Source organism: Streptomyces sp. NPDC059909, from assembly GCF_042730885.1.
GTDB lineage: Bacteria > Actinomycetota > Actinomycetes > Streptomycetales > Streptomycetaceae > Streptomyces.
Genome location: NZ_JBHWKX010000001.1, coordinates 206,987 through 224,922, shown reverse-complemented (window position 1 = coordinate 224,922; position 17,936 = coordinate 206,987). Strand labels below are relative to the sequence as shown.

The following is a 17,936-nucleotide window of genomic DNA, read 5'->3' as shown; positions in this document are numbered from 1 at the left end:
GCCTACAGCACGTACGCCGGGCTGCCGTCCTCGGTGACCATCGGACGCCCGGCGGCGTCCCAGGCCTGCATCCCGCCGTCGATGTTCACGGCGTCGATGCCCTGCTGCACCAGATACTGGGTGACCTGCGCGGACCGGCCACCGACCCGGCACATCACATAAGCGCGGCGGCCGTCGGCCACGGCCTCGGTGACCTCGCCGTAGCGGGCGACGAAGTCGCTGATCGGGATGTGCAGCGCGCCCTGGACATGGCCGGCCGCCCACTCGTCGTCCTCCCGGACGTCGAGCACCAGACCGTCGGCTGGGACGGACACGACGTCCACCGAGGGCAGCGAGGCGAAATTCATGGGGTTGGCCTTCTCTCGTACCTACGGGGCGCGTACCGCGTATGACGGGCGCCCACGGGAAACCTACTGCACCAGGCCGGCCAGCTCGGCCTCGCGCTGTGCGACCTGCGCCAGCAGCTGCTCGGCGATCTCGTCCAGCAGCCGGTCCGGGTCGTCGGGTGCCATCCTCAGCATCGCGCCGATCGCGCTGTCCTCCAGCTCCTTGGCGACCGCGGTCAGCAGCTCCTTGCGCTGCGCCAGCCACTCCAGGCGGGCGTAGAGCTCCTCGCTCTCGCTGAGCCGGGGAGCCTCCGGCACCGGTCCGGCGTCCCACTCCTGCGACAGCTCACGGAGCAGAGCCTCGTCCCCGCGCCCGTAGGCGGCGTTCACGCGCGTGATGAACTCCTCACGGCGGGCGCGCTCCTTCTCCTCCTGCGCCAGATCCGGGTGGGCCTTGCGGGCGAGCTCCCGGTACAGCTTGCGCGCCTCGTCGCTCGGCCGTACGCGCTTCGGCGGCTGCACGGACTGGTCGGTCAGCATCGCGACTGCCTCGGGCGACAGACCGTCCGAGTCGATCCAGTCGTGGAAGAGCTCGTCGACACCGGGCATCGGCATCACCATGGCCCGCGCCTCCTCTGCTCGGCGCAGATCCTCCGGGTCGCCGGTGCGGGCGGCGCGGGCCTCCGCGATCAGGGCGTCGAGCTCGTCGAGCCGGGAGTACATCGGGCCGAGCTTCTGGTGGTGCAGCCGCGAGAAGTTCTCGACCTCGACGCGGAAGGTCTCCACCGCGATCTCGAACTCGATCAGCGCCTGCTCGGCGGCGCGCACGGCCCGCTCGAGCCGGGCCTCGGGCCGCTCGCCGTCCGCCGCCTGAGCAGCCCGGCTGTCCTGCACACCCGGGCCGTCCTGTGCGCCGCCCGGCGCGTCATCGGCCTCGGGCACGCCCTGCTCGTCCACGCTGCTCTGTTCGTCCACTCGGTGGTCGTCCTGCTCGTCGTCGGTCCGGGTCGTCGGCGCCCCGGGAGAATCCTGGGTCACCCGCCCAGCGTATGGCAGAGCTCCGTCCACCCCGGGCGGACGAGCCTCCGGCCCGTCACACGCCGAGCTCGGCGGCTATCCGCCCGCTCCGCACGGCGGCGACCAGCTCGCTGTGGTCCGCCTCCGTCCGGTCCGCGTAGAGCACAGCGAAGCCGGCCACGGCCTCGTCGAGCTCCTCGTTCTTGCCGCAGTACCCCGCGACAAGCCGCGGGTCGACGCTGTGCGCATGGGCCCTGGCCAGCAGCGCTCCCGTCATCCGGGCGTAGTCGTCCACCTGGTCGGCCGCGAGGGCTGCCGGGTCCACACTGCCCTTGCGGTTCCTGAACTGCCGCACCTGGAAGGGCCTGCCCTCCACGGTCGTCCAGCCCAGCAGGATGTCGCTGACGACCTGCATCCGCTTCTGTCCCAGCACGACCCGGCGGCCCTCGTGCAGCGGCTCGGGGTCGCTGAAGCCCGCGGCCCGCAGATGCGGCAGCAGCGCGGAGGCCCGTGCCTCCTTCACCTGGAGCACCAGCGGCTCGCCCCGGTGGTCGATCAGCAGCACCACATAGGACCTGGTCCCGACGCTCCCGGTACCCACCACCCGGAACGCGACATCGTGGATGGCATACCGCGCCAGCAGCGGCAGCCGGTCCTCGGAGAGCGTCTCCAGATACTCCCCGAGCGACGCGGCGACGGCGGCGGCCTCCTCGTCCGGCACCCGGCGCAGCACGGGAGGCGCGTCCACGAAGCGGCGGCTACCGTCGGGCCCGGCCTCCGTCGACCTGGCGGCGAACCGGGCGCTGGTGTTGCTCCGGGCCTTCTCGGAGACCCGCTCGAGCGTGCCGAGCAGATCCCGCGCGTCCGTGTGCGAGACAAGCTCTTCGTCCGCGATCGCGTTCCACGCGTCGAGCACCGGGAGCTTGGCCAGCAGCCGCATCGTCCGACGGTACGCACCGGCCACGTCGAAGGCGGCCCTGCGGCAGGTGTCCTCGTCGGCACCGGCCTCACGGCCGGCCAGGACGATCGAGGCCGCGAGCCGCTTGAGGTCCCATTCCCAGGGGCCGAGCACGGTCTCGTCGAAGTCGTTCAGATCGATGACCAGACGCCCGCGCGCGTCCCCGTACAGCCCGAAGTTCGCCGCATGCGCGTCGCCGCAGATCTGCGCCGCGACGCCGGTGACGGGGGTGGCGACCAGATCATGGGCCATCAGTCCCGCGGCACCGCGCAGAAACGCGAAGGGAGACGCGGCCATCCGCCCGACCCGGATCGGAGCGAGCTCTGGCACCCGGCCACGGCTGGACTCCTCGACGGCCTGCACCGCGTCCGGTCGCCCCGCGCCGATGAGCAGTGTGTCGTGCGACGAGCGCGGCACCCGGGCCCGCAGCGCCTTGCCCGCCTCCTTGGGGGAGTCGGGCTCACTGCCCGTCGCGCCATGCCTGGCGAAGCCGGCCACCTCAGGAACCCGCACACCCCCGGAAGCCGACCGCTGCACCGGCACGACCGCTTCGACCTCACCCATGGCGGGACCGCCTCCCCCGACGTCGTACAACATCAACTCACCAGACGGTACAGCCACGTCAGGCAGCCGTCTCCCCCTGTGGATAACCTCGGACAACCTTGCGACGGGCCCTTCAGCGCCTCGGCACTCGTGGACAGTCGTCGACGCTCAGCAGGGCTGCCCGTCTCCTCGCACACCACTCGGCAGATAGGCCTCGGCCCACCGCCCCAGCTCCTTGAGTGCGGGCTCCAGTGCCGAACCGGCCACCGTGAGCCGGTACGAGACGCGCAGCGGCGGGCCTTCGTCGACCTCGCGCAGGATCAGCCCGGCCGCCGCCAGCTCGCTCAGACGGTCGGACAGCATGCGCTCGCTGATGCCCGGGATCGCCCTGCGCAGCTCGGCGAAGTACACGGGCTGCTGCAACAGCACGGACACGATCGGGCCCGTCCAGCGCTTGCCGAACAGCTCGAAGACGTGCGTGATCGCCTGGTCGACCTGCCTGCACGCGTGCTCGCTGTGATCCGCCATGCCCCCAGCGTACTGCCACCCCGTTCGGGGGTGAGAAAAAGTAAGTAGCTATGCTATTCATAGTTACGCACGGAACCTGAGGACTCGCGTTCGGGCTTCCGGCCCCGTGCCCACCCCCTGCACACCTGCACATCTGCACCCTTGGAGAACATCGTGGCCACGCTGCTGCACATCGATTCCGCCGTCTTCCCCCAGGGCTCCGCATCGCGCGATGTCACCGCCGCCTTTGTGAAGACCTGGCTGGAGGAGCACCCCGATGGCAAGGTCGTCTACCGCGATCTGGCCGCGAACCCGCTGCCGCACCTCGACATCGCCGCCGTCTCCGCAGGTGCGGATGACGCGCTCCGCCGCGAGCTCGCCGACGAACTCGAGGCGGCGGACGCCGTACTGATCGGCGCCCCCATGTACAACTTCACGATCCCGTCCACGCTCAAGGCCTGGCTGGACCAGGTGATCATCGTGGGTCACAACGCCGGCAGCCCCGACGGCCCCGTGGCGGGCACCCCGGTCACCGTCGTCGCCAGCCGCGGCGGCTCGTACGCCCCTGGCACTCCGCGCGAGGACTTCGAGTTCGTCCAGAACTACCTGGAGAAGGTCCTCACCGGGATGCTCGGCGCGGAGGTCGACTTCATCGTGCCCGAGCTGACCATGGCCCCCGCGAAGCCCGAGATGGCCGAGCTCGTGCCGCTCGCCGAGGCCTCCAGGACCAAGGCGTTCGACCAGGCCGCGCAGAAGGCGAAGGAGCTGGCGGCGCGCCTGGCCGCGTAGCCGGCGACCTCACCTCACACCGCGGGAGCAGCAGGCCATCGGCGGGCGGCTCGGCCGCGCCGATGGCCTGCCGCTCCCGCCGGTGTCCCGTCTGTGTTCCACGTGAAACACCGGACGCAGAACGGCGACAGCCCGGCAGTCAGCGACAGGCCGACAGGCCGGCAGGCCAGCAGGCCAGCAGGCCAGCAGGCCAGCAGGCTGGGCCAGGGTGCCACCAGCTCTCTGCTCCAGCTCCAGCTCCGGCCCCGAAAGGCCGCGCTACGTAGGTCTTCACGGTCGCCTCGCTCATATGCGACCGGCGCTCGCCGTCCGCGTTGGACAGCCCTTCCCCGAGCAGCGCCAGCACCTCACGCTCGCGCGCTCAGCGCCGTCACCCATGCGCGGGCCTGCTCGCTGCGCGCCGCGGCCCGCCCCGAAGCCAGCGGGTCCACCACATGCCGGATGGCTCCGGGCGAGAGATACGCGTCACCGGCGGCCGCGGCCCGTACCGCCCGCCCGAAGGTGCCGGCACCCCCGAAAACGCCGGAGACCCGGAGCCCCCGGCAAACCCGGAGACCCCGCAGCCGCCGCAGACCCGGTCACAGAAACTCCCCCTGTTTTCCTACCGCTTGACCTCGTACGCCTTTTTCTCGACCAGCTTGCCGTCCTGGAAGCAGAACCGGAACACCGGCTCGGTGTCCAGGCTGTCCCCCGTCTCGGAGGACATCAGCACCAGGCAGGACGACCCCTTCGGCTCCTTCGGGCCCTTCCCGTGGAGCCCGGTCGTGGCGATGGTGTCGCCGTCCGGCAGCCGGTCGCGTACGTCCTTCTCCGCCGTGCCGACCTCGATGGCGTCGTACTGCTCGGGGTCGATCATCCCCTTGCTCAGCGACCCCATCAGGAAGAAGAGCCCGAAGAGACTCGCCACCACGAGCAACACCAAGGCGGCCAGCGCGATCCCGCACCCCAGCGCCCATCCGCCGCTCCTGCTCCTGCTTGCGCCACCCATTGCCAGCTCCCTCTCCGAAACGGTCCAGTCCGTGACCGGAACACCGTTCCCGAGCGGGACGGCCGGCGACTGCTGCCGGAAGTCGTCCACCGCATCGCCGATGGGCGCGGCTTCGACGACGCCGTACGGAAGTACGCCCGCCACGCGGAACCCACCGCCGTCGACGGGCCCCGCGTGCACCATGCCCCCGACGAGCCGGGCGCGTTCGTGCAGCCCGGTCAGCCCCTGACCACCCCTGACGGCCTCGCCGACGGCGTCCACGGCACCGGTCGCGGCCTCGTTGACGCTCTCCACGACGAAGGAGTCCGGCTCGTACCGCAGTTCAACGACGATCGGCGCTCCGGGCGCGTGCTTGAAGGCGTTGGTCAACGCCTCCTGGGCTATCCGGAACGCCGCGTGGTCGGCCGCCGCCGCCAGTGGCCTGGCCTCTCCCGTACGCCGCAGTTCCACGGCGTTGCCCGCGGCCCTGGCCGCATCGACAAGCCCCACGACACCGGCCGTCCCCCGTGCGGCCCGCCCGGACTCGTCCACGGCGGGGGGTGACGCGGGTGCCTCCACGCCGTCCCTGAGGATGCCGACGACCTCGCGCAGCTCGTGCATCGCCGTCACCGATGCCTCCCGCAGGACCCCGACGGCCTCCCGCTGCCGGCCGGTCAGCTCACGGTCCACCTCGAGTGCGCCGGCGTGGACGGCGATGAGGGCCAGTTGATGCCCGAGGCTGTCGTGCATGTCCTGGGCGATGCGCTGGCGCTCGCGCAGCCGCGCCTGTCCGGCGACCATCGCGCGCTCGCGCAGCAGCTGGACATTGCGCTCCTGGAGGGTGCGCAGCAGGGTCCGGCGCTGGGTCCAGTAGCGGCTGGCGAGGCCGGGCACGAGCGTCGTCGCCAGGAAGAACAGCGTCGTGAACAGCACGACGGCCATCCCGACGTCCTGCGACCAGCCGTCGACCAGCGTGGTGCCGACGCAGAGGACGTACGCACCGGTGAACGCGGTCAGCGCCCTGCCCGCCCCGGGGATGCGCCGCCCGGCCGACCAGCCCACGACCATCATCAGCGGAGCGAACCCGTCGACCACCGGGGCCAGTCCCGACGTCACGACCAGGACGCTCACGGGCAGTCTCCGGCGCATCAGGGACAGCACGGCGGTCGCGGCCCCCTCGGCGGCGACGGCCGGCCCCGACGCCCCCAACAGCTCGGCCAGCCCCGCGCTCATCAGCCCCAGCACGAGCGCGAGGACCACCTCGCCCGCGAGCCTGCGGCGGGACCACAGCTCCGGTGCGGCCAGCCACTGCCGGCCCGCCCGTATCCGGGCCCGTATGTTCGAAGACGCTTCCACGGCAGGCACCCTATTCAGCGCCCGGTGCCGTTCGCGCTCCACTTTCGTCGCATACGCACGCGACGAAAGTGACCTCTCACCGTCATTCCCGCCGGGACGTTCCCGGGCTCAGTCCTCCGGGCTCTTTGCGGCGAGTCCGTCCCCGCTCGGAGCCAGGAGCGCGTCGGCGACGGCCGTGCGGGCGTAGAGGACCGAGCGGCCTCTGCGATGCGCGGTGACCAGGCCCGCGTTCCGCAGGGCTGTGAGGTGCTGGGAGACACCGGCAGCGGACAGGCCGGAGTGCTGGGCGAGTTGAGTGGTCGAGGCCGGTGTGTCGAGTTCGGTCAGGAGCATCGTGCGGGAGCGGCCGGCGGCGACCGCGTGGGCGGAAGCGGTGGTCCTCGGCGCCCACAGATTGCCGATGCCGCGTGCCGGATACGCGAGTTGGGGAGGCTCCGGCGGCACCGAGCGGGTCAGCACGCGCGGCCAGGCGAACGCCGAGGGCACCAGCAGCAGCCCCGAACCCGCTTTGTCACGTGTCAGAGCACAGTGGCGGCGGACCAGGCGCAGGGTGCCGTCGTCCCACCGTACGGTCTCGTGGAGTTCGCCCAGGACGTGGGCGGATCCGTACTCGGCCACCTGCGGGCGCGGTGGAACACATCCGCTTCGAGGAGTCGCCGTATGCGGGCCCAGTAGGGCCCGAGGGCGACTCCCAGTAGGTCTCGATCTCGGCGCAGACCTTCTCCAGGGCCGCCTCAGGGGCTTGTTCCAGCAGCCTGATCCTCGGGGACGGGGCCTGGTCGCGCTCGGCCCTCAGCATCTCCAGGTCGGTGAGTACCTGCCCGGGCCGGGTACGCCGGATCGCCTCCAGTTCGGCGGCGAGGGTGGGGAACGGGGCGGCGGGGGTGGGATTGAGGAAGTCCGCGAGATAGCCGCGGGCGGGGATCAGCTCGGCCGGCCAGCCACGGTCGAGCCCCGCCTGCGTCAACCGGGGCCGTACCTGTGCCGCCCATCGCCGGTGAAGCGGCGGCTCGGCCCCGTCCCTGAGCAGCCGGAAGCTGGTGACGACCTCCCACATCGGGGAGACCGCGAAGCGGGTCTGCGCCAGGTCCGCCGTGGAGAAACTCAGTCCCGACTCCACGTGCCGCCCCCCTCTGGCCGTTCATCGGATTCGGTCTGAGCTTAATCAATGGCCCACCGAGGGAACCGGGCCGCAGTCTCCCTCGCATGCTCTCCACCTTCCGCGGACTTCCGCCCACCGTCTGGACCGTCTTCGCCGGCACGATCGTCAACCGTCTCGGCTACCTGGTCACACCGTTCCTGGTGTTCTTCCTGGCCGCGCGCGGCGTCACAGGGACGGAGACCTCGTACGTCCTCGGCGCCCTCGGCGCCCTCGGCGCGGGCAATCTGCTCGGCCCGGCGGTCGGCGGGCTGCTCGCCGACCGGATCGGCCGTCGCCCGACGATGCTGATCGGGCTTGTCGGTGCGGCGGCGGCCCAGGGTGCGCTGTTCGTTGCCCCGGGCGTGCCGATGATGGCCGCGGCCGCACTGCTGATCAGCGCGACGGGCGCGATGGTCGGGCCCGCCGCGTACGCCTTGATGGCCGACTCCGTGGACGCGGGGCGCAGGCAGCGGGCGTAGGCCCTCTTCGGCTGGGGCGTCAACACCGGAACGGCCGCGGCCGGGGTGCTCGGCGGCCTTCTCGCCGCGCACGGGTACTGGCTGCTCTTCGCCGTCGATGCCGGGACCATGCTGATCTACGCCGCTGTCGTGGCGACCCGGCTGAGCGAGCCGCGGCCCACGGCGAAGGACCCGATGCACACGGACCCGGTGCACACGGACGTGGCGCAGGGGGACCCGGCGCGCACGATCGCGGCACGCGAAGACGCGGCACGCGAAGACGCGGCGCACGAGGACAGCGACGGCATCGGCTACGGGGTCGTCTTCCGGGACCGTCTGGTGCTCGCGCTGCCCCCTGTTCGGCGTTCAGCTCTTCGTCTGCTCCCTCACCGAGGCCGCCCTGCCGCTCGCCATTCACGACAGTGCTCTCTCCCCGGCCGTCTACGGGGCGATGGCGGCGGTCAACGCTGTCCTGGTGGTGGCCCTCCAGCCGTTCGCGACGGCCCGGCTGGCCCGGCTGCCGCAGCTCCCCGTCCAGTGCGCGGGCAGTGCGCTGATCGCCGTCGGCGTGGCACTGACAGGCCTCGCGGACAGCATCGCCGGCTACACGGCCTCGGTGATCGTCTGGTCACTGGGTGAGGTGGTCGTGGCCGGTATCGCCGCCACGGTCGTCGCCAACCTCGCTCCGGCCCACGCACGCGGCCGCTATCAGGGAGCGTTCGCCTGGACCTGGGGCGTCGCCAGATTCGCCGCCCTTACCCTCGGCGTCACCCTCTGCACCGCCCTCGGCCCGGCGGTCCTGTGGTGGACGGCACTCGTCGCCGGCGTCCTCTGCTCGGCCGCGACCCTGGCCTTCGAGGGACATGTCACCCGGCGCATGCATCACGCTCTCGCAGCCTGACGGGGCCCAGTGGGAAGCACGGCGGCACCGACGGCAGTCGTGCGCCCCCGCCATCCCTGACCTGTCGGGAAAAGCGAGACGGTCGTCATCGTGATCACGATGACGACCGTCTCGTCGGTGCGCGAGGGGGGAGTTGAACCCCCACGCCCTTGCGGGCACTGGAACCTGAATCCAGCGCGTCTGCCTATTCCGCCACCCGCGCATTGGGTGTTGCCGCTGTGTCCCTCACCTGTTCGGGGCGAGCGCCTTGCGACATGCAGAACATTAGCATGCTGCCGAGGGTCGATTCACATCCGTTTGTTCAGCGGACCGGGCACCCCTGGGACGGCTCCCAGGACGGCTCCCAGGGCGGGTCCCAGGACAGCCTCCGGCAGCCCGGGGCCGACCCCGGGACGGCACCGCGACCGCATCCGGAACCGCATCCGGAACGACATCGGCGCCGGCTCCCCGGACGGCGCCTCCTCGCCTCTCCTCACCCCTCTTCTCCCCGGTACTCCCCGGGTGCGGGACACTGTCAGGAAGCCGCCTCTACGATCCGTGTGGAGATCCGTGTGAGAGGTGACACTCATCGACGGGGCAGACAAGGGGAACCAGCCGATTTCCCGACGCGTGGATACGATCAGTAAGCAGTACCAGGACGGCAACGACGGAGGAGGTGCCCCATGGGAGTCCTGAAGCGTTTCGAACAGCGGCTCGAAGGTCTGGTCAACGGCACCTTCGCCAAGGTCTTCAAGTCCGAGGTCCAGCCCGTCGAGATCGCGGGCGCCCTCCAGCGCGAGTGCGACAACAACGCGACGATCTGGAACCGCGAGCGGACCGTCGTCCCCAACGACTTCATCGTGGAGCTGAGCGCGCCGGACTACGAGCGCCTCAGCCCTTACTCGGGCCAGCTCGGCGACGAGCTCTCCGGCCTGGTCAGGGACTACGCCAAGCAGCAGCGGTACACCTTCATGGGCCCGATCAAGGTCCACTTGGAGAAGGCCGACGACCTCGACACCGGTCTCTACCGGGTCCGCAGCCGTACGCTCGCGTCGAGTACGTCACAGTCGCCCGACCGCGCACCGGCCGGACCGGGAGCCGGACCTGGAGTCGGCCCGCACGGCGCCGGCCCGCACGGTCCTCCCGCGGCCGGCCCGCAGGGCGGCGGCTACGGCTACCCTCCCGTGAGTGCTCCTCCCATGCCGTCCGCACCGCCGCCCGGGATGAACCGGCCGGGCCCCACGCCCACCGCCGCCGGACGCCCGGCGGCCGCGGCACCCGGTCCCATGCCGGGCGCCCAGGTGCGCCGCTGGATCGAGATCAACGGCACCCGCCACCAGATCTCCCGCCCGACGATGGTGCTGGGCCGCAGCACCGAAGCCGACGTACGGATCGACGACCCCGGCGTTTCGCGCCGCCACTGCGAGATCCGGACCGGAACGCCCTCGACGATCCAGGATCTCGGGTCCACCAACGGCATCGTGGTAGACGGGCAGCACACCACCCGCGCTACGCTCCGCGACGGCTCGCGGATCGTCGTGGGCAGCACCACCATCGTTTACCGGCAAGCCGAAGGGTGAAGCGGGGGCAATGTCAGAGCTGACCCTGACGGTCATGCGGCTGGGTTTCCTGGCCGTACTGTGGCTGTTCGTCATCGTGGCCGTCCAGGTCATCCGTAGCGACCTGTTCGGTACGCGCGTCACGCAGCGCGGCTCGCGCCGCAACGCCGACGCACGACCGCAGCAGGCCGCGCGCCAGGCCGCGGCGCCTCCGCAGCAGCGCCAGCAGTCCGCGCGGCAGCGCCGCGGGGCGCCCACCAAACTGGTCGTCTCCGAGGGCAGCCTCACCGGCACCACGGTCGCCCTGCAGGGCCAGACGATCACGCTGGGCCGCGCACACGACTCCACGATCGTGCTGGACGACGACTACGCGTCCAGCCGGCATGCCAGGATCTACCCGGACCGTGACGGCCAGTGGATCGTCGAGGATCTCGGGTCCACCAACGGCACCTATCTCGACCGGACCCGGCTCACCACTCCGACACCGATTCCGCTGGGCGCGCCGATCCGCATCGGCAAGACCGTCATCGAGCTGCGGAAGTAGTACGACAATGAGCGAGCGGAGCGAGCGAGCCGCGGCGGTCCCCACAACGGACCCCGCAGCAGTCCCGGCAGCGGGCCGGGACGGGCGGCTCCCGACCGGAGGGTGGGCAGTGTGGCTCGAGACCGGCTGTACCCCGATCCGACGGGCGAGGTGCGCATGAGTCTGTCACTGCGCTTCGCCGCCGGATCGCACAAGGGCATGATCCGGGAGGGCAACGAGGACTCCGGCTACGCCGGCCCGCGCCTTCTCGCGATCGCCGACGGCATGGGCGGCCAGGCCGCCGGTGAGGTCGCCTCCTCCGAGGTCATCTCCACGCTCGTCCAGCTCGACGACGACGTACCGGGTTCGGACATCCTCACCTCGCTCGGCACCGCCGTGCAGCGGGCGAACGACCAGTTGCGCGCGATGGTCGAGGAGGACCCCCAGCTCGAGGGCATGGGGACCACCCTGACCGCGCTGCTGTGGACCGGCCAGCGACTCGGCCTCGTCCACGTCGGCGACTCCCGTGCGTATCTGCTCCGCGACGGCGTGCTCACGCAGATCACGCAGGACCACACCTGGGTGCAGCGCCTCGTCGACGAGGGGCGGATCACCGAGGAAGAGGCCACCACCCACCCGCAGCGCTCCCTGCTGATGCGCGCGCTGGGCAGCGGCGACCACGTCGAGCCCGATCTCTCCATCCGCGAGGTCCGGGCCGGCGACCGCTACCTGATCTGCTCCGACGGACTGTCCGGCGTCGTCTCCCACCAGACGATGGAGGACACCCTCGCCAGCTACCAGGGCCCGCAGGAGACCGTGCAGGAGCTGATCCAGCTCGCACTGCGCGGCGGCGGCCCGGACAACATCACGGTGATCGTCGCGGACGTCCTCGACGTCGACGGCGGCGACACCCTCGCCGGACAGCTCAGCGACACCCCCGTCATCGTCGGCGCGGTCGCCGAGAACCAGGCGCAGCACCACGACGGCGGGGCCATGCAGACGCCCGCGGGACGCGCGTCCGGCCTCGGCCGCCCCGTCCCGCCGCCCCCCGGCGGCGGTTTCGGTCCGCCCGGGAGCGGCGACGACATGGGCTACGGCGGAATGCCGCCCCGGGGCAGCTTCGGCGCGTACACCGACGAGGACTTCGTCAAACCGCGCTCCGGCCGTAGGTGGCTGAAGAGATCCTTCTTCATCGTGCTCGCGCTCGCCGTGGTCGGCGGCGGTCTGTACGGCGCCTGGCGCTGGACCCAGACCCAGTACTACGTCGGGGCCAAGGACAAGCACATCGCGCTCTACCGGGGCATCAGCCAGGACCTCGCCTGGCTCTCGCTCTCGAAGGTCGAGAAGGACCACCCCGAGATCGAACTCAAGTACCTGCCGCCCTACCAGCAGAAGCAGGTCGAGGAGACGATCACCGAGGGCAGTCTCGGCGACGCACGCGACAAGATCCAGGAGCTCGCCACGCAGGCCTCCGCCTGCAAGAAGGACGAGCAGCGCCGCGCCGCCGACCGTGCGGCCGGGGCGCAGACCGGTGAGGGCGAGGCCGGCGGTACCACCGGCACGAAGCCCGCCACCCAGTCCGCCCAGATCAAGCCGACCGCAGCGACTCCCTCTCCGGGCCCCACCCTCTCGGAGGAGGAGCAGAAGCTGGCCTCGAACTGCGGCAAGCAGTAAGCGGTCGAGCGGCAAACCCGTAGGGGGCCTTTCCTAACCATGAGCGTTGTCACCAACACGACCACCATTGGCGCGATCGAACTGCCGAGCCGCCGTAACACCGAGCTGGCGTTGCTCGGCTTCGCCGTCGTCATCCCGGTGTTCGCGTACCTCAACGTGGGCCTCGCGCTCGACGGCGAGGTGCCCTCCGGCATGCTCGGTTACGGGCTCGGGCTGGGCCTGCTGGCGGGCGTCGCGCATCTCGTGGTGCGGAAGTTCGCGAAGTACGCCGACCCGCTGCTGCTGCCGCTGGCGACGCTGCTCAACGGACTGGGCCTGGTGCTCATCTGGCGCCTCGACCAGTCGCCGCGGCTGAACGCGCGCAGCGACTTCGCGCCGCAGGCCATGAACCAGCTGATGTACTCGGCGCTGGGCATCGCGCTGTTCGTGGGCGTACTGCTCGTCCTGAAGGACCACCGCATCCTCCAGCGCTTCACCTACATCTCGATGGCGGCGTCGCTGGTGCTGCTGCTCCTGCCGATCGTCCCCGGCCTCGGCGCGGACGTCTTCGGCGCCAAGATCTGGATCCGCGTCGGCGGCTTCTCCATCCAGCCCGGTGAGTTCGCGAAGATCGTCATCGCGGTGTTCTTCTCCGGCTACCTCATGGTCAAGCGCGACGCACTGGCCCTCGCGAGCCGGCGGTTCATGGGGCTCTATCTGCCGCGCGGCCGCGACCTCGGCCCGATCCTCACGATCTGGGCGATGAGCCTGCTCGTCCTCATCTTCGAGAACGACCTCGGCACCTCGCTGCTCTTCTTCGGCATGTTCGTGATCATGCTGTACGTGGCCACCGAGCGGACCAGCTGGATCGTGATCGGACTGCTGATGTCGGCGGGCGGCGCGGTCGTCGTCGCCTCGTTCGCCAGCCACGTCCAGTCCCGCGTGGCCGCCTGGATCGACCCCTTCGGCTGCCGGGAGACCGCCCCCGCGGGCTCCAACATGCTCAACGCCTGCGACCAGATGACCCAGGTCCTGATGTCCTTCGGCTCCGGTGGCGTCCTCGGCACCGGCCTCGGCGAGGGCAACTCCGACCTCATCAGCTTCGCCGCCAACTCCGACTTCATCTTCGCCACCGTCGGCGAGGAACTGGGCCTCGCCGGTGTGATGGCCTTCCTGCTGCTCTACGGTCTGATCATCGAGCGCGGCATCCGCACGGCCCTCGCCGCCCGCGACCCGTTCGGCAAGCTCTTCGCCATCGGCCTCTCCGGCGCCTTCGCCCTCCAGGTCTTCGTCGTCGCCGGCGGTGTCATGGGTCTCATCCCGCTCACCGGTATGACCATGCCGTTCCTCGCGGCAGGCGGTTCCTCCGTGATCGCCAACTGGGCCCTGATCGGCATCCTGATCCGTATCAGCGACACCGCGCGCCGTCCCGCGCCCGCCCCCGCCCCGTCCCCCGACGCCGAGATGACCCAGGTGGTCCGACCGTGAACAAGCCCCTGCGCCGGATCGCGATCTTCTGCGGACTCCTGGTCCTCGCCCTGATGATCCGGGACAACTGGCTCCAGTACGTGCGCGCGGACGAGCTCAACACGCACAAGTACAACCGCCGCGTCCAGATCGAGCGGTACGCCCACGAGCGCGGCAACATCATCGTCGACGGCAAGCCCATCACCGGCTCCGTACTGACCGACGACACCGACTTCAAGTACAAGCGCACCTACGTCGACGGCCCCATGTGGGCCCCGGTCACCGGCTACGCGTCACAGGCGTACGACGCCAACCAGATCGAGAAGCTCGAGGACGGCATCCTCAGCGGCAACGACGACCGGCTCTTCTTCGACCGCACGATGGCGATGTTCACGGGCGACAAGAAGAAGGGCGGCAATGTCGTCACCACCCTGAACGGCAAGGCCCAGAAGGCCGCGTTCGAGGGCCTCGGCGACAAGAAGGGCGCTGTCGCGGCCATCGACCCGCGCACCGGAGCGATCCTCGCGCTCGCCTCGACGCCGTCGTACGACCCCGCCACCTTCGCCGGCTATGGCGCCAAGGACGAGAAGGCCTGGCTGGCCCTGGAGAAGGACAAGGACAAGCCGAAGCTCAACCGCGCACTGCGCGAGACCTACCCGCCCGGCTCCACCTTCAAGGTCGTCACGGCCGCCGCGGCCCTCGAGCACGGCATCGTCACGGACATCGACGCGCCGACCGACACTCCCGAGCCGTACAAGATTCCGCTGTCGACCAAGCCGATGGTCAACCACGCGAGCGGCTGCGAGAACGCCAGCCTGAACCGGGCCCTGGAGGTCTCCTGCAACTCGGTCTTCGCCAAGCTCGGCGACGAGGTCACGCGGGACAAGATGCTCGAGACCGCGGAGAAGTTCGGCTTCAACAACCCGGAGATCGACACGCCGGTCCGCGCCTCCGCCTCGGTCTACGACAAGACCATGGACCGCGGCGGCAACGCGCTCTCCTCCATCGGCCAGTTCAACACCGCGGCCACTCCGCTCCAGATGGCCATGGTCACGGCGGCGATCGCCAACGACGGCAAGCTGATGAAGCCGTACATGATCGACCGTCTCGAGGCGCCCAACCTGGACGAGCTCAGCAAGACCGAGCCGGAGGAGATGAGCCGCCCGCTCTCGGAGAAGAACGCACAGCTCCTCCAGCAGATGATGGAGAACGTCGTCGAGAAGGGCACCGGCACCGCCGCGCAGATCGACGACGTGACGGTCGGCGGCAAGACCGGTACCGCCCAGCACGGCGTCGGGAACAGCAAGCGCCCGTACGCCTGGTTCATCTCGTACGCCAAGACCGACAGCGGCTCGCCGGTCGCTGTCGCCGTCGTGGTGGAGGACTCGGCGGGCACGGCTCGTGACGACATCAGCGGCGGCGGACTCGCGGCACCCATCGCCAAGAAGGTGATGCAGGCGGTGCTCGACAGCAAGGAGTGACGCATGTCACTGTCCCGGCGTCGGCCTGCCGCATAACCGCACAATGCGATACCGGTCGCATATCAGGTCCCGGCCATGGGCGGATCAGGCCCTGCGTGGCCGGTAGCGTATGCGCGAACAGCACACCGCCGGACCACACACACGGGTGCGGTCGGGACTGACGGAGAGGGCTGGAACAGTTATGGAAGAGCCGCGTCGCCTCGGCGGCCGGTACGAGCTGGGCTCGGTGCTCGGCCGCGGTGGCATGGCCGAGGTGTACCTCGCCCACGACACCCGGCTCGGCCGCACCGTTGCCGTGAAGACGCTGCGGGCCGATCTCGCCCGCGACCCGTCCTTCCAAGCCCGGTTCCGCCGTGAGGCCCAGTCGGCCGCCTCGCTGAATCATCCTGCGATCGTCGCGGTGTACGACACTGGCGAGGACTACGTAGAAGGCGTCTCCATCCCGTACATCGTGATGGAGTACGTCGACGGCTCCACACTCAGGGAGCTGCTGCACTCCGGGCGCAAGCTGCTGCCCGAGCGCACGCTGGAGATGACCATCGGCATCCTCCAGGCGCTCGAGTACTCGCACCGCAACGGCATCGTCCACCGTGACATCAAGCCGGCGAACGTCATGCTGACGCGCACCGGCCAGGTCAAGGTCATGGACTTCGGCATCGCGCGCGCCATGGGCGACGCCGGCATGACCATGACCCAGACCGCTGCCGTGATCGGCACCGCCCAGTACCTCTCCCCGGAGCAGGCCAAGGGCGAGCAGGTCGACGCCCGGTCCGACCTCTACTCCACCGGCTGCCTCCTCTACGAGCTGCTGACGGTCCGGCCGCCGTTCGTCGGGGACTCCCCGGTCGCGGTCGCCTACCAGCACGTACGGGAAGAGCCGCAGCCGCCCAGCGTCTTCGACCCCGAGATCACGCCCGAGATGGACGCCATCGTCCTCAAGGCGCTGGTCAAGGACCCCGACTACCGCTACCAGTCCGCCGACGAGATGCGCGCCGACATCGAGGCCTGCCTCGACGGCCAGCCGGTCGCGGCGACGGCGGCCATGGGCGCGGTCGGCTACGGCGGCGGGTACGGCCCCCAGCACGGACACGGGCACGGCGACGACCAGTCGACGACGGCGCTGCGCCACGCCGACCCGGCCGGCCAGACCTCGATGCTGCCGCCCATGAACCCGGACGACGGCGGTTACGGCGGCTACGACGAGCGTCCCGACCGCCGCCGCCAGAAGAAGTCGAACACCTCGACGATCCTGCTCGTCGTCGCGGGCATCCTGGTGCTCGTCGGCGCGATCCTCATCGGCAAGTCGGTCTTCGGCGGGGACGGCGGCGGAAGCGGCAAGATCGACGTCCCGAACCTCGTCGGGCAGACGTTCAAGGAAGCCCAGCAACTCGGGATCAACGCGAAGGTCAAGGTCGAACAGTCCGGGACCGACCGCTGCGACGAGCCGAAGGGCAACATCTGCAGCCAGACGCCGGCGGCCACCGAGGGCGCCAAGATGAACGAGGGCGAGACCATCCAGGTCATCGTCTCGGAGGGCGCGCCGCTGGTCGAGGTGCCGGACGTCACGGAGAAGTCCGAGGAGAACGCCACCAAGATCCTTGAGGACAAGGGCTTCAAGGTCGAGACCAAGTCGGTGGAGTCCGACCAGGAGGCCGGCACGGTCGTGAGCCAGGACCCCGAGGGCAACACCAAGGCGGAGAAGGGGGCCACGATCACCCTGGAGATCGCCAAGCAGCAGGGAATCACGGTTCCGCCCGTGGTGGACTCGCAGTTCGACGCCGCCAAGGCCCAGCTGGAGACCCTCGGCTTCACCGTCGCCCGGGCGGACGTCGACTCCGACAAGCCTGTGAACACGGTCGTCGACCAGGACCCGAAGCCCAACACCAAGCGGCCGAAGGGCAGCACGGTCACCCTGCAGGTCTCCAAGGGCCCGCAGACGGCCCAGATCCCGATGCCGGAGGCACGCCTCCGCTCGGTGGCCCAGGCCAGGGCGGAGCTTGAGGCGGCTGGATTCAAGAACATCCAGGTCCAGGGCTCGAACGACCCCAACGCCCAGGTGTTCAGTCAGAACCCGCAGCCAGGCACGCCGGTGGACCCGGCCACCACGCCCGTCGTCCTTGGCGCCGCCGGCGGGAACGGCCAGAACGGCGGAAATGACGGCGGCTTCACCGGAGGCTCCGATTAGCCGCTAGCCGCCCCCGAGGCAGACAAGAAGCCCCGACACCCTTCACGGGTGCCGGGGCTTCTTGTCTGCGGTTGGTCTCACGCCTCGTGCGTACACAACAGCGACCATCGATCGTGTCTTCATATG

General features: G+C 70.4%; 16 protein-coding genes, 1 tRNA gene and 1 pseudogene. 9 read left to right on the top strand and 9 right to left on the bottom strand.

Features of this window, described 5'->3' with window-relative positions:
• Nucleotides 1-2 precede the first annotated feature (2 nt).
• From ACFV9O_RS01095 to ACFV9O_RS01080, 4 genes are all read right to left on the bottom strand, one after another.
• A complete protein-coding gene (locus ACFV9O_RS01095; protein ID WP_385410804.1) occupies nt 3-347 on the bottom strand; it encodes a rhodanese-like domain-containing protein in 345 nt (114 codons plus the stop codon).
• 63 nt (nt 348-410) lie between these two features.
• Nucleotides 411-1,364, bottom strand: coding sequence for a hypothetical protein (locus ACFV9O_RS01090; protein ID WP_385410802.1), 954 nt, complete (start codon nt 1,362-1,364; stop codon nt 411-413).
• Nucleotides 1,365-1,419: 55 nt separating this feature from the next.
• Entirely contained in the window at nt 1,420-2,865 is a 1,446-nt protein-coding gene (locus ACFV9O_RS01085; protein WP_385410801.1) for a DUF2252 domain-containing protein, read from the bottom strand.
• Between the two features lie 147 nt (nt 2,866-3,012).
• On the bottom strand, nt 3,013-3,372 hold the full coding sequence (locus tag ACFV9O_RS01080) for a winged helix-turn-helix transcriptional regulator (RefSeq protein ID WP_385410800.1): 360 nt from the start codon (nt 3,370-3,372) through the stop codon (nt 3,013-3,015).
• Between the two features lie 153 nt (nt 3,373-3,525).
• Here ACFV9O_RS01080 and ACFV9O_RS01075 point away from each other — a divergent pair, with 153 nt between their 5' ends.
• Complete coding sequence (locus ACFV9O_RS01075; protein ID WP_385411107.1) at nt 3,526-4,140, top strand: FMN-dependent NADH-azoreductase; 615 nt, start codon at nt 3,526-3,528, stop codon at nt 4,138-4,140.
• A gap of 253 nt (nt 4,141-4,393) precedes the next feature.
• Here the strand turns inward: ACFV9O_RS01075 and ACFV9O_RS01070 are convergent.
• From ACFV9O_RS01070 to ACFV9O_RS01055, 4 genes and pseudogenes are all read right to left on the bottom strand, one after another.
• Nucleotides 4,394-4,634, bottom strand: a pseudogene (locus ACFV9O_RS01070) (LuxR C-terminal-related transcriptional regulator); the annotation flags it as partial.
• A 107-nt stretch (nt 4,635-4,741) separates the two neighbouring features.
• Entirely contained in the window at nt 4,742-6,433 is a 1,692-nt protein-coding gene (locus ACFV9O_RS01065) for a sensor histidine kinase (protein WP_385411105.1), read from the bottom strand.
• A gap of 138 nt (nt 6,434-6,571) precedes the next feature.
• Nucleotides 6,572-6,949, bottom strand: a complete 378-nt coding sequence (locus tag ACFV9O_RS01060; protein WP_385410799.1) for an ArsR/SmtB family transcription factor — start codon at nt 6,947-6,949, stop codon at nt 6,572-6,574.
• A 25-nt stretch (nt 6,950-6,974) separates the two neighbouring features.
• Nucleotides 6,975-7,583, bottom strand: coding sequence for a hypothetical protein (locus ACFV9O_RS01055; protein WP_385410797.1), 609 nt, complete (start codon nt 7,581-7,583; stop codon nt 6,975-6,977).
• Nucleotides 7,584-7,669: 86 nt separating this feature from the next.
• Here ACFV9O_RS01055 and ACFV9O_RS01050 point away from each other — a divergent pair, with 86 nt between their 5' ends.
• Together ACFV9O_RS01050 and ACFV9O_RS01045 are read left to right on the top strand one after the other, a co-directional pair.
• Nucleotides 7,670-8,083: an MFS transporter gene (locus ACFV9O_RS01050; protein ID WP_385410796.1), complete on the top strand. Its 414-nt coding sequence runs from the start codon at nt 7,670-7,672 to the stop codon at nt 8,081-8,083.
• Between the two features lie 334 nt (nt 8,084-8,417).
• Entirely contained in the window at nt 8,418-8,963 is a 546-nt protein-coding gene (locus ACFV9O_RS01045; protein WP_385411103.1) for an MFS transporter, read from the top strand.
• 118 nt (nt 8,964-9,081) lie between these two features.
• On the opposite strand, the gene ACFV9O_RS01040 is transcribed toward ACFV9O_RS01045, so the two are convergent.
• Nucleotides 9,082-9,165 (bottom strand) — tRNA-Leu (locus ACFV9O_RS01040).
• Between the two features lie 460 nt (nt 9,166-9,625).
• Between ACFV9O_RS01040 and ACFV9O_RS01035 the strand changes: the two genes are divergently transcribed.
• The 6 genes from ACFV9O_RS01035 to pknB all read left to right on the top strand — a co-directional run bounded on the left by ACFV9O_RS01035 (nt 9,626) and on the right by pknB (nt 17,810).
• Nucleotides 9,626-10,522 (top strand): FhaA domain-containing protein, encoded by an 897-nt coding sequence (locus ACFV9O_RS01035; protein ID WP_385410795.1) that lies wholly within the window; start codon nt 9,626-9,628, stop codon nt 10,520-10,522.
• A gap of 10 nt (nt 10,523-10,532) precedes the next feature.
• Nucleotides 10,533-11,045: an FHA domain-containing protein gene (locus ACFV9O_RS01030; protein WP_385410793.1), complete on the top strand. Its 513-nt coding sequence runs from the start codon at nt 10,533-10,535 to the stop codon at nt 11,043-11,045.
• 156 nt (nt 11,046-11,201) lie between these two features.
• The gene (locus ACFV9O_RS01025) at nt 11,202-12,698 is read left to right on the top strand and encodes a Stp1/IreP family PP2C-type Ser/Thr phosphatase (RefSeq protein WP_385410792.1); all 1,497 of its coding nucleotides are present in this window, start codon (nt 11,202-11,204) and stop codon (nt 12,696-12,698) included.
• Between the two features lie 39 nt (nt 12,699-12,737).
• Nucleotides 12,738-14,165, top strand: coding sequence for an FtsW/RodA/SpoVE family cell cycle protein (locus tag ACFV9O_RS01020; protein WP_385410791.1), 1,428 nt, complete (start codon nt 12,738-12,740; stop codon nt 14,163-14,165).
• A complete protein-coding gene (locus ACFV9O_RS01015; RefSeq protein WP_385410789.1) occupies nt 14,162-15,625 on the top strand; it encodes a peptidoglycan D,D-transpeptidase FtsI family protein in 1,464 nt (487 codons plus the stop codon). The genes ACFV9O_RS01020 and ACFV9O_RS01015 overlap by 4 nt, the downstream gene beginning before the upstream one ends.
• Before the next feature lie 181 nt (nt 15,626-15,806).
• Nucleotides 15,807-17,810: a Stk1 family PASTA domain-containing Ser/Thr kinase gene (gene pknB / locus ACFV9O_RS01010; RefSeq protein ID WP_385410788.1), complete on the top strand. Its 2,004-nt coding sequence runs from the start codon at nt 15,807-15,809 to the stop codon at nt 17,808-17,810.
• The last annotated feature ends 126 nt before the right edge of the window (nt 17,811-17,936 follow it).